Source organism: Glycomyces sp. NRRL B-16210 (genome assembly GCF_000719515.1).
Classification (GTDB): Bacteria; Actinomycetota; Actinomycetes; order Mycobacteriales; family Micromonosporaceae; genus Glycomyces.
The window spans coordinates 107921-121756 of sequence record NZ_JOGR01000005.1 but is presented as its reverse complement, the minus strand read 5'-3'; the positions used below and the strand labels follow the sequence as shown (position 1 = coordinate 121756).

The 13836-nt window shown below is 72.7% G+C and carries 11 protein-coding genes; 9 read left to right on the top strand and 2 right to left on the bottom strand.

The window, feature by feature from the left end; translation table 11 throughout:
* The first annotated feature begins 102 nt into the window (after positions 1-102).
* From IF12_RS0108450 to IF12_RS0108425, 6 genes are all read left to right on the top strand, one after another.
* Positions 103-2076 carry a serine hydrolase gene (locus IF12_RS0108450; protein WP_051704132.1) on the top strand — a complete coding sequence of 658 codons (1974 nt, stop codon included), beginning with the start codon at positions 103-105 and terminating at the stop codon, positions 2074-2076.
* 47 nt (positions 2077-2123) lie between these two features.
* Positions 2124-3461, top strand: a complete 1338-nt coding sequence (locus IF12_RS0108445) for a sensor histidine kinase (RefSeq protein ID WP_051704131.1) — start codon at positions 2124-2126, stop codon at positions 3459-3461.
* Entirely contained in the window at positions 3458-4108 is a 651-nt protein-coding gene (locus tag IF12_RS0108440; RefSeq protein WP_030156843.1) for a response regulator transcription factor, read from the top strand. The genes IF12_RS0108445 and IF12_RS0108440 overlap by 4 nt, the downstream gene beginning before the upstream one ends.
* A gap of 98 nt (positions 4109-4206) precedes the next feature.
* A complete protein-coding gene (gene clpS, locus IF12_RS0108435) occupies positions 4207-4515 on the top strand; it encodes an ATP-dependent Clp protease adapter ClpS (protein ID WP_030156841.1) in 309 nt (102 codons plus the stop codon).
* Entirely contained in the window at positions 4515-5108 is a 594-nt protein-coding gene (locus IF12_RS0108430) for a DUF2017 domain-containing protein (protein ID WP_030156838.1), read from the top strand. Before clpS ends, IF12_RS0108430 begins: the two co-directional genes overlap by 1 nt.
* 33 nt (positions 5109-5141) lie before the next feature.
* Positions 5142-6125 carry an NAD(P)-dependent alcohol dehydrogenase gene (locus IF12_RS0108425; protein ID WP_133884285.1) on the top strand — a complete coding sequence of 328 codons (984 nt, stop codon included), beginning with the start codon at positions 5142-5144 and terminating at the stop codon, positions 6123-6125.
* A 14-nt stretch (positions 6126-6139) separates the two neighbouring features.
* On the opposite strand, the gene IF12_RS0108420 is transcribed toward IF12_RS0108425, so the two are convergent.
* A complete protein-coding gene (locus IF12_RS0108420; RefSeq protein WP_051704129.1) occupies positions 6140-8458 on the bottom strand; it encodes a M28 family peptidase in 2319 nt (772 codons plus the stop codon).
* Positions 8459-8537: 79 nt separating this feature from the next.
* On the bottom strand, positions 8538-9998 hold the full coding sequence (locus tag IF12_RS0108415) for a PQQ-binding-like beta-propeller repeat protein (protein ID WP_030156831.1): 1461 nt from the start codon (positions 9996-9998) through the stop codon (positions 8538-8540).
* Between the two features lie 128 nt (positions 9999-10126).
* Here IF12_RS0108415 and IF12_RS0108410 point away from each other — a divergent pair, with 128 nt between their 5' ends.
* From IF12_RS0108410 to IF12_RS0108400, 3 genes are read left to right on the top strand one after another with little or no spacing between them, the layout of a single operon-like run.
* Entirely contained in the window at positions 10127-11182 is a 1056-nt protein-coding gene (locus IF12_RS0108410; RefSeq protein WP_030156828.1) for a hypothetical protein, read from the top strand.
* Between the two features lie 3 nt (positions 11183-11185).
* Positions 11186-12220: a hypothetical protein gene (locus IF12_RS0108405; protein ID WP_030156825.1), complete on the top strand. Its 1035-nt coding sequence runs from the start codon at positions 11186-11188 to the stop codon at positions 12218-12220.
* Between the two features lie 55 nt (positions 12221-12275).
* On the top strand, positions 12276-13820 hold the full coding sequence (locus tag IF12_RS0108400; protein WP_030156823.1) for an NAD(P)/FAD-dependent oxidoreductase: 1545 nt from the start codon (positions 12276-12278) through the stop codon (positions 13818-13820).
* Positions 13821-13836 lie beyond the last annotated feature (16 nt).

The window sequence follows — 13836 nt, the reverse complement described above, 5'->3', positions numbered from 1 at the left end:
GTTTCCGGACAGGATTCAGTGGTGCGAACGCAAGGGAATCTCGCACCGATCGCGAACGCGGTCAAATCGTTCCCCACAGGACCGACACCCATTGGAGCTGACATGCCCGTTGCACAGACCGCCCGGCGCGGCCTCGCGATCCGGATCGGCGCCGCGCTCGGCGCGGCCCTGGTCCTCGCGACCGCCGCCTGCGGCCAGGCCGACCCCGACCTTCCCGAGGTTGACGCGGCGCCCGTGGGCGCCGCCGAGGAGCTGACCCGCGCCAACGTGGACGCGTGGTTGGACGAGACCCTTCCGGCGCTGCTGGAGCGCGACGGCATCGCCGGCGCCTCGGTCGCGGTCGTCGGCGGCGGCGAGGTCGTCACGACCCGCGGCTTCGGCTACGCCGACACCGGCGAGGGCGGCGGCGCGCCGGTCGAGGTCGACCCGGCCGACACGCTGTTCCGGGCCGGATCGGTCGCCAAGGTCTTCACCGCCACCGCGGTGATGCAGCTGGTGGCCTCGGGTGATCTCGACCTCGACACCGACGTCTCGGCCTACCTCGACTTCGAGATCGAGCGGAACTTCGACGACGACCTGACCCTGCGCCACCTGCTCAGCCACACCCCGGGCTTCGAGGAGCGCATCACCGGCCTCATCGCGACCGAAGGTGAGGTCGACCTGCGCGAGGTGCTCGCGACCGACCCGCCCGAGCAGGTCTACCGGCCGGGCACGACGCCCTCGTACTCCAACTACGGCAACTCGCTGGCGGGGTACATCGTCGAGCGCGTCAGCGGCGTGCCGTTCGAGCAGTACGTGGAGGAGCACCTGTTCGCGCCGCTGGGCATGGACTCGTCCTCGTTCCGCCAGCCGCTGCCCGAGGCGCTGCGCGAGCGCGTCTCGAACGGCTACCTCGACGGCGACGGGCCCGCGCAGCCCTTCGAGATCGTGGGCACCCCGCCCGCCGGTTCGCTGTCCATCACCGCCGACGACATGGCGCAGTTCATGCTCGCGCAGCTCGGCACGCACCCCGACGGGACCGAGCTGCTGGACGCGGCCACCCGGGAACTGATGTACTCCCCAGCGCTGACCGAGGAGACCCTCGGCGCGTTCGCCGGGGCGCAGCGGATGACCTTGGGCTGGTTCGAGGAGGACCAGAACGGGCACCGCATCGTCGGCCACGGCGGCGACACGAACTTCTTCCACACGCACCTCAACCTCTACCTCGAGGACGGCGCGGGGATCTACCTGTCGCTCAACAGCTCCGGGAACGCGGAGGCGCGGACCCTCGCGCTGCGCTCGGCGATCATGAGCGGCTTCGCCGACCGGTTCTTCCCGGGCGAGAGCCCCGCCGGGGACGGCACTGACGCCAGTGTGGACGCCGAGGCCATCGCCGGGACCTACTACTCCTCGCGGGGCTTCCACAGCAACTTCCTGAACGTGATCGACTTGATCGGCACCGTGAAGATCGAGGCGCTGGACGACGGGCGCCTGTACTTCCCGCTCGACCCGGTCGCCGAGGGCCCGAACGTGTACGAGCACATCGGCGCCGACGTGTGGCGCGAGATCGACGGCGAGCGCGCCATCGCGGTGCGCACCGAGAACGGCGAGGTCACCGGCATCGTCCAGGACGCGGTGATCACGTACCTGCCGATGGAGGCCGACCGCGAACTGGGGCTGCCGCTGCTGCTCGGCGCCGTCGCGGTGCTCGTCCTCGGACTCCTCGCGTGGCCGGTCGCCGCGGTCTACCGCCGGCTGCGCCACCGCCCGGGCCCGGGCCGCGAAGGCCGCCTCTGGCGGGCGCTGGTCCGCGTCGGCGCGGTCGCGACGCTCCTCGCGCTCGTCGGATGGGCGATGATCATCATGCAGATCCTGACGCTCCAGGACCCGGCGACGGCCGCGATCCGGGCCGTCCAGGCGCTCCAGGTCATCGGCGCGCTCGGCCTGGTGCCGGCGGTGCTCGGGCTGGTCGGCGAGATCCGCCGCAAGGCCGGATGGCGGGCCGTGACCGGCACCGCGCTCACGCTGCTGGCCCTCTCGGCGGTCATGAACGTCGCGATCCAGTTCCAGTTGCTCTCACCGAACATCACCTACTGACCGGAGCGGTCGCCGCGAAGCGGTACGGCTGCGTGAGGATGGTCCGCATGAACACGCCAATCGACCGCACCGCGTCGGCCGAGCGCACCTCGCCGGCCCCGACCCCGGGAGAACGCCTCGACGGCCTCCTCTCCCGGCTCGGGGCCGGCGGGCCCTTCGCCCGCGACTGCGTGTTCGCGCTGGTCGCCGCCGTGCTCACCTTCGCCCTGTTCGGGGCGATGGCGAAGCTGGTGCCCACCGAGCCCACGCTCGAACTCAGCGCGGACGCCGCGTGGGCCGTCACCGGGATCGCGACCGGGCAGGCGCTGCTGCTGTGCCTGCGCCGCGTGCGGCCGGTCTGGGGCTTCGCGGGGGTCACCGCGCTCCAGGCGGTGATCGTCCTGGTCGCGCCCCCGGTGATGGCCAACGGCTTCGCCCCGCCGATCGCGGCCTACACCCTCGGGACCCTCGCGGCCGTGCGGTTCACGATCGGCGCCATGGCCGCGGCGGTCGCGGCCACCGCGCTCGCGGCCGCGGCGGGCACCTGGGGCCAGGACGGGGCGTTGACGACCGTGGGCAACCACGTCGTCGCGAGCGCCCTGCTCTATGCCACGGCGGCCTTCATCGGCGTGCACGTGGCCGCGCGCCGCCGCGGCGCGGCGCTGGCGAGCGAACGCGCCGCCGAGGCGATCCGGGCCCAGCGCCGGCGGGCCGAGGCCGCGATCACCGCCGAACGCACGCGCCTGGCCCGCGAACTCCACGACGTCGCCGCGCACCACCTGTCGGGCATGGTGATCCAGGCCGCGGCGGTCGAGCGGCTCATCGACCGCGACACCGCCGCGGCGAAGTCCGGGGCGGCGTGGATCCGCTCGCAGGGCAAGGAGACCCTCGCGAACCTGCGGCAGGTCGTCGGGCTGCTGCGCGAGAGGGACGGCGAGGACGGCGGCGCGCCCGTGCCGGGCCTGTCCGCGCTCGACGCGTTGATCGAGGAGTCGCGGCGGCTCGGGGACGACGTGGTATTCGAACGCGAGGGCGAGACGCTGGTCCTGCCGCCGATCGCGGACATCTCGATGTACCGGATCGCCCAACAGGCCCTGACGAACGCCCGCCAGCACGCGCCCGGGGCGCCGGTGGCGGTGCGGCTCGCCTACGGTGGGCACCGCGTGGTCCTGGAGGTCGCCAACGGCGCTTCGACGCGAGGGGCGCTCGCCGAGATCGGCTCCGGCGGCACCGGCCTGATCGGGATGCGCGAACGCGCCGACCTGGTCGGGGCCACGTTCGAAGCAGGTCCGGTCGAGGCCGGGCCGGAAGGCGGCGGCTGGCGCGTGCTGGTGCGGCTGCCGGTGCGCGACGCCGACAGGGAACGGCCGAAAGGCGCCGACGACGAGAATGGAGATGCCGCGTGATCAAGGTGCTGCTCGTGGACGACCAGGCGGTGGTCCGCGCCGGATACCGGGTGCTGCTCGAGGACGCCGGGGACATCGAGGTCGTCGGCGAGGCCTCCGACGGACCGGCGGCGGTCAAGGCCGCCGAACGGCTCGCGCCCGACGTGGTCTGCATGGACGTGCGGATGCCCGGCGGCGACGGCCTCGCCGCGACCAGGGCGATCACCGCCGAGGACGAGGCGCCCGCGATCCTCGTGGTCACCACCTTCGACCTCGACGAATACGTGTTCGGCGCGCTCGAGGCGGGCGCGAGCGGCTTCATCCTCAAGGACTGCGAACCCGAGGACCTCATCGACGCGATCCGCAAGCTCGCCGCCGGGGAGGGCCTGGTCGACCAGGCCGTGACGCGCCGCGTCATCACCGAGTTCGCCAAGCGCCGCAAGCGGGCCCAGGACCCCGAGGCGGCCGCGGTGCTCACCGCTCGGGAGGGCGAGATCGTGCTGCTGCTGGCGCGGGGCATGTCGAACGCCGAGATCGCGCAGGAGCTGTTCGTGGAGACCAGCACCGTCAAATCGCACCTGGGCCGGGCCATGGCGAAGATCGGGGCCCGCGACCGCGTGCAGACGGTCGTGTGGGCCTACCGCAACGGGCTCGTCGAGGACCGGTGAACGGATCGGTGCAATAGGGGCCGCTTCTGCCGGGGCGGAGCGAGCCGGGCGAGACCCCGGATGGCAGCATTGCACCCGTGAGCGCCCGTCCGACAACCATCGACCCGCCGCTCGGTGCCGCGACCGAGACCGAGCAGTCGCCGACCGCTACGCCGAACGCGGTCGCCGAGCCGGACTTCCCGTGGATCACGGTCGTCCACAACGACCCGGTCAACCTCATGAGCTACGTGTCGTACGTCTTCCAGACCTACTTCGGGTTCTCGCCCGAGAAGGCGAACCGGCTCATGCTCGACGTGCACCACGAGGGCCGCGCGGTCGTCTCCAGCGGCACCCGGGAGGCGATGGAGCGCGACGTGCAGGCCATGCACGGCTACGGGCTCTGGGCGACGCTGCGGCAGGACCGCTGATGGCGCGCCACTTCAAACCGCTGCGCGGCGGCGGCGCCGCGATCGTCTTCCAGCCGTACGAGATCACCCTCCTGCGCGGCTACGCCTCGCAGATGCTCGAACTCGTCGGCTCCGCCCGACCCGAGGCGCCCGAGCGGCCCGACGCGGCCGACCTCATCGCCTCGGCGTTCAGCGACGGCCCGAGCGAGCCGCCCGCCGACCCGGCGCTGGCGCGGCTGTTCCCGGACGCGTACACCGACGCGGGCCCGGACGGCGACGCCCGCGCCGCCTCCGCGGAGTTCCGCCGCTACACCGAGGAGGACCTGCGGGGCCGCAAACGCGAGGACGCGCAGGCACTGGTGCGCTCGCTCGACGCGCTGGCCCCGAGCGAGCGCCGCGCGGTGCTGCACCTCAAGCCGGACGAGTGCCGCCAGTGGCTCGGCGCCCTCAACGACCTGCGGCTGGTCATCGCCAGCAGGCTCGGCGTCACCGACGAGGAGAGCTACGACGAGCTGCGGGAACTGCCCGAGGAGGACCCGCGCGAACCGCTGGTGATGGTCTACGAATGGCTGACGATGCTGCAAGACAGCCTGGTCGAGGCCCTGATGCGTTGAGCGGCCGCTCCGTCCGCGATAGGCTGGGCACCCGTGGCAGCCGCGAGACAGGAGCCCCTCATGCGCGCCGCCCTCCAAGACCGCTACGGCACCCCTGAGGTCGTCCGCGTCGGCGACCTGCCCGATCCGGTGCCCGCGGCGGACCAGATCCTCATCGAGGTCAAGGCCGCGTCCCTCAACGGATCGGACCGCGAGAACCTCTCCGGCCGGCCCTTCTACTCCCGCGTGGGCGGCCTCCGGCGGCCCCGCGATCCGGTGCCCGGATCCGATGTCGCGGGCGTCGTGGCCGCGGTCGGGAACGCGGTGAGCGAGTACGCGCCCGGCGACGAGGTGTTCGGCGAGCTCGCCGGATACCGCGGCGGGCTCGCCGAACTCGTCGCGACCTCGCCGAAGCTGCTGGCCCGCAAGCCGCCCGGACTGTCATTCACCGAAGCGGCGGCAATTCCGCAGGCGGGCAGCATCGCGTACCGGTCCACGCGGGGTGTGCGCCCCGGCGACCGCGTGCTGGTCAACGGCGCCGGCGGGGCCGGCGGCGCGTTCGTGGTCGGACTCGCCAAGCACCTGGGCGCCGACGTGACGGCGGTCGACCGCGCCGACAAGGCGGACTACCTCGCGGGGCTCGGCGCCGACGACACGGTCGACTTCGCGACCGAGGACTGGTCCGACCACCGCGACCGCTATGACCTGATCGTGGACCTCGTGGCCCACCGCTCGCCGTACCGCGTCCACCGGGCACTGCGGAAGGGCGGCTCGTACCTGCTGCTCGGAGGGCACACGCGAATCCTGCTGGCCACACTGACGGCGGGACCCGCGATCCGGGCGGCCACCGGAAAACAGGTGAAGGTCCAGGTGGTGCCGCAGTCGAGAGAGGACCTGGAGGCGGTGACGGCACTGGTGACCGAAGGCGCGGTGGCACCGGTCATCGACCGGATCTACCCACTGGAGGAGACCCCGGAGGCGTACGCAAGGCTCGCCGCCGGAGACAACCAAGGCAAGATCGTGATCAAGCTCCCCTGAACCGGTCGGAGGGGTCAGGTGGCTTTGGCGGCGATGGTCACGGTGTCGGATTGGCGGTCGCGGGAGCGCATGAAATCTTCGGGGCGGTCGGTGTAGCCGTCGATGTCCTCGATGCCGTGCGTCTGGTCGAACACCGTGATGTCGAAGCCGTCCGCCTGGCCGTGCAGGGTCAGGGTGAACCCTTCGGCGGGGACGTTGTAGAACCAGATCCGGCTCGGCGCACCGGCTTCGGTCGGAGGCTCGATCGCGAACTCGGCGAAGGTCCCGTCGGCGAGCGCGACTTCGGCGCGTTCGGGGTCGCCGTAGACGGCGAGCCACATCGTGTCGGCGCCGCGCGGCGAGGTGACCTCCAGGGTCTCGGCGTCGGCCGAGCGGGACGTGGACACGGCGCTGGGCGGGGCGAGGTCGATCGGTTCGGCCGGACCGAATCCGGGGCTTCCCCAGGCCGAGTCGACGTAGGCCGCGGGGAGGCCGGCGTCCGCGAGGTCGTCCTCGGTGATGTAGCGGCCGGTCCATTCGGAGCGGTCGAGGTCCGTCGAGACCCAGGCGGCGGCGCCGGTGTCGGCGTCGAGCACGTACGCCAGGTAAGCCTGGCGCGGGTGCTCGGCGTCGAAGCGGTCGACCGCCAGCCCGACGCCGACGAGCGCGAGAGCGGCCACAGCGGCCGTGACCGGGACGAGACGGAGGCCGCGGCCGTCGAAGCGGCGGGTCATCGTCAGCAGCGGCAGCGCCGGTGCGGCGAAGAGGACGATGAGGACCGCCGGGACGGCCGCAAGTTCCATGCCGAACGCCTCGATGAGGTTCGAGGTCCAGCTCAGTTGCACGACGGCCGGGACGAGGGCGAGCGCGAAGAGCCCGTAGCCGAGCAGGCGCAGGGGCCGTGAGCGCCGTTCGAGCAGCATCGCGGCGAGGACGCCGACTGCGGCGAGCGCGGGCACGGCGAACACATAGGAGAGGCCCGGGACGGTGAGGGCGGTGGCCGTGCCGAGAAGAGCGAGCCAGGCGAGGGGCGCGAGTGCGGCGGCGGCCTCGCCGAGGCGGCGGCGCACGGCCGCGTACCAGGCGGTGAGCGCGGCGAGGCTGAAGACCAGGAGCGCCAGGTAGTACCAGGTGCGGTCGAACAGCAGCCCGTAAGTGTCGGCGTAGCCCGGCCGCAGGGCCTGGAGCGCGGGCCACAGTCCCACGGCGGCGGCACCGGCGAGTGCGATCGGCACGATGAAGGCGATGAAGGCGAGGGCGAGGCGCGGCGGGCTCAGGCGGCGTCTGGTGCGGGCGATGGCCGCTGCGGCGGTGACGGCGGCGAGGCCGAGCAGCGCGATCGGGAGGTTCCAGGCTTCGCCGTAGTGGACGAGCAGGCCGAAGAAGCCGAAGAAGGTCTGGTCGCCGTCGGCTTCGAGGTCCGCGAGGTCCATCCGTGCAAGGGCGCGGGCGATGCCGAGGGTGTTCTCGCCGTGGTGCTGGAGGCTGGCCGGGTCGAGGTGGTCGGTGTCGTCGTGGGGCGTGTGGTACCAGGAGGCGCCGCCGATGAACGCGTTGTTGAGTCCGATGTAGCCGGCCTCGTGGAAGCGGGTGAAGTCGGTGTCGTTGGGGAGCTGGCGGTAGGCCTCGATCGCGGAGGAGTCGCCGTGCGGGTGCGGCGCGGCCTCGGCGAACATTTCGATGAGGGCGGCGTTGTCCCTTGAGGTCTCGAACATGAGCGAGGGTCCGGAGACGCCGCGGGCCTCGAGGTTGATCACCACGGTCGGCTCCTCCCCCGCCGGGTGGGACCGGGCGTAGGCCTCGGCGCCGAACAGGCCCATCTCCTCGCCGTCGGTGAGGAGGACGACGAGGTCGTTGCGGTGCGGCCCTTCGAGTTGGAGCGCCCGGGCGGTCTCGACGACGGCGGCGACCCCGGAGGCGGCGTCGGCGGCGCCGGGTCCGGAGGGGACGGAGTCGTAGTGCGAGACGAGCAGGACCGTGCCGGTGGCGTCGGTGCCGGGGAGGGTGGCGACGATGTTCTCCACGAGCCCGAAGTAGGCCGTGCCGGCGCCGCCGTCGCGGGCGAGTTCGGTCTGGACCTCGACGTCGAAGCCGAGGGCGGCGAGTTCGGCGACCAAGTGGTCGCGGACCCGTTCCTTGGCAGGGGTGCCCATGGGGTGGGGTTCGGCCGCGACGGCCTCGACGGTGTCCCAGGCGCGTCCGGCGCTGAACTCGGAGGCGGGCGCGTCGGCCGGCGCGGGCGAGGGCGGGCTCGCGTCGACCGCCCAGTTGGCGACGCCGAGCGCCGTCAGCACCACCAGCAGCGCGAGCGCGGCCCAGGGTCGGTCGGGCAAGGTGAGAATGCGGCCGCGCATGTTCGATCCTCGGGACTCGGGGCGGGTGGGCGCCCTCACTGTACTGCCGGGTAACGGGTGCGGCGAGGTGCGGTCGGGCTCACCAGAGGTCGGCCGGCCAGGCGCTCAGGACGGGAGCGTCGTCGCCGCCGGTGGTGGTGACGATCTCGCCGGGCCCGAAGTAGGCGGCGGCGCCGGGCAGGACGACGCCCTCGCCGGTGTCCAGGTCGTAGGCGTACACGTCGGTGGAGCTCCAGCCCCACATGCTGGAGGAGCCGTAGAGCCACAGGGTCGATTCGACCGTCCAGGCCCGGTCGCCGGGCCCGAAGCGCGCGGTCGCCCGCCAGCGCTCCTCGCCGGTGGCGGTGTCGTAGGCGACGAGGTTGTCGGTCTCCGACTCCCAGTCGAGGGCGACGAGCGTGTCGGGGCCGAGGGCGATGGCCTGGCCTTGGGCGGGGGCCTCCCAGAGGGTCTCGCCGGTGGTCGCGTCCACGATCGACGGTGTGCCGTCGATGGTCAGGGGCAGTCGCCCGTCCAGGGCCCGGCCGGTCGGCAGGCCGCCGCAGTAGGCGAGGTCGGCGGTCTTGCGGGTCGTGGCCTCGATCTGCCAGGCTGGCGCGGATTCGCCGAACCGGTGGCCGGCGAGGGTCGCGCTGCACCCGTCGGCGGGGTTGTCGTCGTAGTCGTCGTAGACGATGAGGGTGTCGCCGGCGAGCGAGGCCGCGCCGTGGGTCGCGGCGCTGACGAGGCTCCGGCCGTCCTCGTAGACGGTCACGGTCCGGCTCTCGTGGCCGGTCGGGAAGGAGCGGACCAGGAGCCGGTCGGGCAGGGGTTCGCCGGTCCAGTGGTTGGAGGAGTCGACCTGGGCGCTGGCGTAGGTCGGGGCCGACCACCGCAGGGAGCGGTCGAGGGGGTCGCGGACGTAGAGCGTGCAGTCGCCGATGTGGTCCTCCTGCTTCCCGGTGCACTCGGTCATGACCACCGCGTCGGCGAACACCGAGACGAAGGAGGCGTCGCGGTCGCGCCAGACCTCCTCACCGGTGCCGATGTCGAGCGCGACGGTGTCCTGGCGGCCGGGCCATTCGTAGGCCTCGTCGTCGAGGCCGGCGAGGCGCTCGGAGATGACGACGACCTCGCCGGCCACGCCGATCTCGGCGCCGTACTCGTCCCATTCGCGGGACCAGACGGTGCGGCCGTCGCGTTCGAGTTCGATGCGTTTGTCGGAGAGGTGCAGGACGCCCTGGTCGATCCGGGCGGCCTGGTCGCCTTGGGACGCGATCTCGATGGTCCAGAGCGGGTCGCCGCGGTAGTCGGCGACGCCTTCGGGGCGTCCCGTCCCGGAGGCGTCGTCCGGCTCCTCGACGGCGCCGACCGCGAGCCGCTCGGGGAGGGAGCCTTCGGGCCACTCGGACCGGTCGGGGAAGTCGTGGGCGGCGAGCGGCGCGATCACGAAGGAGGAGCCGAGGATCGCCGCGGCCAGGGCCGCGCCGCCGACCTGGACGTACCAGGGCCAGCTGCGCAGCTCCCGCCACAGGGTCGCGCGGTCGGTCTCCGGCGGCATGGGGCCTCCAACGGGCGGGCGGGTGCTCGACTCGCACCATAGCGGCATGTCGCAAGCCGGGACCGGGCCGCGCTGGCATCCGGTCGCTATCCTCGGTCCGACCGAGCCCCGATCCACCGGAAGCGCCCATGCCCTCAAACGAGCCCGTCGCCTCCCGCACCCGCCGCGAAGGCCTGCGGGTCGGCTGGATCATGGTGCTCTCGGCGTTGAGCCTCGTGCCGATCGCGGTGTGGAACGACGTGCGCGAGCCGGACACGGCCGTCGAGGTCGTCACGGCGTTCATGGAGGCCGTGCGCGACAGGGACCTCGACCGGGCGTACGGCTTCATCGGCACCTCGGTCCCCTCGGGTCCGGACGCGGTGTTCCTCCACCCGGACGCGATCAGCGACTGGGACCTATTGGCGGTCGAGCCGGCCGACACCGCCTCGGGGAAGCAGATGGTGCGGGTCGTCATCGGCACGGAGGAGGGCACGGCCGCGGGCGCGTTCGCCGTGAGCGAGTCCAAGGGCCGCTACCTCGTCGAGGACCCGTTCCAGACGGTCGCGCTGTCGGCTGGCTCGTACCTGTCGTTGCAGGTGAACGACCGGGTCGTGCCGCGGCCGCCCGAGACGACCTGGCAGTACTGGTACGGGGAGCAGGCGCAGCGCAAGGTCGAGCTGCTGCCGGGGGTCTACCGGTTCTTCGGGGGCGAGGCGGTCGCGCTGCTGGGCGACGAGGACGCGAAGACGATCGGCGTGCCGCTGCCGGACCCCGCCGCGTACGCGGACTCGTTGCAGCACGCCGTGAACGAGCATATCGACGCGTGCGTCGAGTACCGGCGGGTCGCGACGCCGGGCTGCCCGTTCGCGACGGACGGGCAGGTGGACACCCTCGACCTGCGCCGCGTCAACGCGATCCGCGATCCGGTGTGGACGGTCGAGGCCTACCCGGTGGTGACCGCCGTAGTCGACACCGGGCTGTTCGAGGAGCCGGTGCTGACGGTCGCGTTCACCGATCCGGGACGCATCACGTTGCAGGGCGAGGGCACCGAGGGCTCGGACGTGTGGGAGGCGTTCACCGCGGCCTGCCGCTTCGGCGGGAGCGCGCTGCGCGTCCTCGTCGACCTCGACGGCACGACCCTGGTCGCACCGCTGGGGCCGGACGTGGAGGACACCTGCCGGGGCACGCAGAGCGAAGGGGCGTAGGGGATGCGACTGCTGCGATGGGCGCGGCCGCGCCGCTGGTCGATCCTCGCCGAGGCGGTGCTGGCGGCCTCGGTCGCGCTGGTGTTCTGGCCGATCCTCGCGATCGGCGGGGAGGCCGAGCAGGTCGAGGTCGTCACCGCCTACCTCGAGGCGCTGCGCGAGGGCGACGTCGAGCGCGCCGAGACCTTCACCGCCGCCGAGCGCGTGAAGGAAGCGGACCGGTCGTGGCTGACGCCCGAGGCGATGTCGGCGGACTGGGAGATCGAGTCGGTCGCGCTCAAGTCGGCCTCCACGATCACCGTCCACGCCGCCATCACCTCCGGCGGGACCCGCGTCGAGGGCGCGTTCCGGTTGGAGACCACCGAGGACGGGCCGAGGATCGCCAACCCGTACCTGTACTTGGTGAACGTGCGGCCGATGTTCGCCGCGCTGGAGGTCAACGGCTTCCGCGACCAGGTCGAGACCGAGGAGGACGTGACGCTCCCGGTGGCACTGTACCCGGGTTCCTACCTGCTGTTCGAGAGCGCGGACGGCCTGGGCGGCGGCGTCCCGCTGCTGGCCGTGCCCGGCGCGGGCACGGCCTGGTACGACGGCGACTCGACCGACCTCGACACGATCATGACCGACCCGGTCTTCGGCAGCGAGGCCGTCGAGGCCCAGATCAACGCGGACCTCGCCGCCTGGCTGGACGAATGCGCCACGAGCGGGGAACTCGCGCCCGAGGGCTGCCCGTTCAGCGCCGCCTATGAATACGGCCTCGCCTACGACGGCCGCGAGGAGTTCGCCTCGGTCGAGTCCGTCGCGTGGACCGTCGAGGCCTACCCGCACATCCGCTTCAACCGCCAACTGCTGCTGGAGACCGTCGATCAAGGATGGATCGCCTTGAGCGGCAACGGGACCCTCCAGTTCGGCAGCCGCGACGAGGCGGCTCTGGACGGACACTGCGGCGTGGGCGTCGGGAACATGCAACCGGTCATCGGCGAGGACGGCGCGTTCACGCTGGAACTGCGGTCCGAACAGGGGAACACCTCCGTCTGACAGTCGGTGCCGCGCGGGCCGATGCGTCGGCGGCCGTGCCGTGTTAGAACTGGGCATGCCCGTACACGAGTCATACGACGCCGTCATCGTCGGCGGCGGCCACAACGGCCTGGTCGCCGCCGCCTACCTCGCCCGAGCCGGGAAGCGGGTGCTCGTCCTGGAGCGGCTGGGGCGCACCGGCGGGGCGGCGGTCTCGGCGCAGGCGTTCCCGGGCGTCGACGCCCGGCTGTCGCGGTACTCGTACCTGGTGAGCCTGCTGCCGCGCAAGATCATCGATGATTTGGGCCTCGAATTCGCGGTGCGCAAGCGGGGCGTCTCCTCGTACACGCCGGTCGAGCGCGGCGGGCGGGCGACCGGGCTCCTGGTCACGCGCGACCGGGACCGGACCCGGGAGTCGTTCGCGCGCCTCACCGGTTCGGACGCCGAGTTCGACGCGTGGCAGGGGTTCTACGGCTCGGCGGCGCGCCTGGCCGAGCGGGTCTTCCCGACCCTCACCGAGCCGCTGCCGACGCGGAGCGAACTGCGAGAGCGCGTCGGCGACGACGAGGCCTGGGACATGGGCTTCGAGCGGCCGCTCGGGGAGACGATCGAGCGGGTCTTCGCCGACGACCTCGTTCGCGGAGTCGTGCTCACCGACGGCCTCATCGGCACCTTCACCTCGGCGTGGGCCGAGGACCTGCGGCAGAACCGGACCTTCCTGTACCACGTGGTCGGCGGGGGCACCGGGGACTGGGACGTGCCGGTCGGCGGCATGGGGGCGTTGACGGACGCGCTCGCCGCGGCGGCGCGCTCGGCGGGCGCGGAGATCCTCACCGGCCATGAGGTCACGGCGATCGAGACGGACGGCGTTCGGGCCGAGGTGCGTTTCGCGGCGGAGCACGGCGCCGGCGCCGTGGAGGCCCGGCACGTGCTGGTCAACGCCTCGCCGGAGGCGCTGGCGGGGTTCCTCGGCGAGGCTGGCCCCGAGCCCGCCGAGGGGGCGCAGTTGAAGGTGAACATGCTCCTCAAGCGGCTGCCGCGCCTGCGGGACGCGGCGGTCGATCCCCGCGAGGCGTTCGCCGGGACGTTCCACGTCTCGGAGTCCTTCGAGCAGCTCGAAGCGGCCTATGCGGAGGCGGCCTCCGGGCGGCTCCCGTCGAGCCCGCCCTCGGAGATCTACTGCCACTCGCTGTCGGACCCGTCCATTCTGGGCGATGAGCTGGTGCGCGAGGGGTATCAGACGCTGACGCTGTTCGGCCTCCACACGCCCGCGCGGCTGTTCGAGGACGGGGCGAAGGCGCGGCTCCTGGAGGCGACGATCGGGCAGCTCGACGGGTATCTCGCCGAGCCGCTGGAGGACTGCCTCGCGACAGACGCGAACGGCGAGCCGTGCATCGAGGCGAAGTCTCCGCTGGACTTGGAACGCGACCTCCGGCTGCCCGGCGGCAACATCTTCCACCGGGACCTGGCGTGGCCGTTCCGGACCGAGGAGGCTCCGGGCCGGTGGGGCGTGGAGACCGGCCACGCCAACGTGTACCTGTGCGGGGCCGGAGCGGCGCGCGGCGGCGGGGTGAGCGGCATCCCCGGCCACAACGCGGCCATGGCGGTCCTGGAGGCGTAGCGGGCCCGGCCTCGCG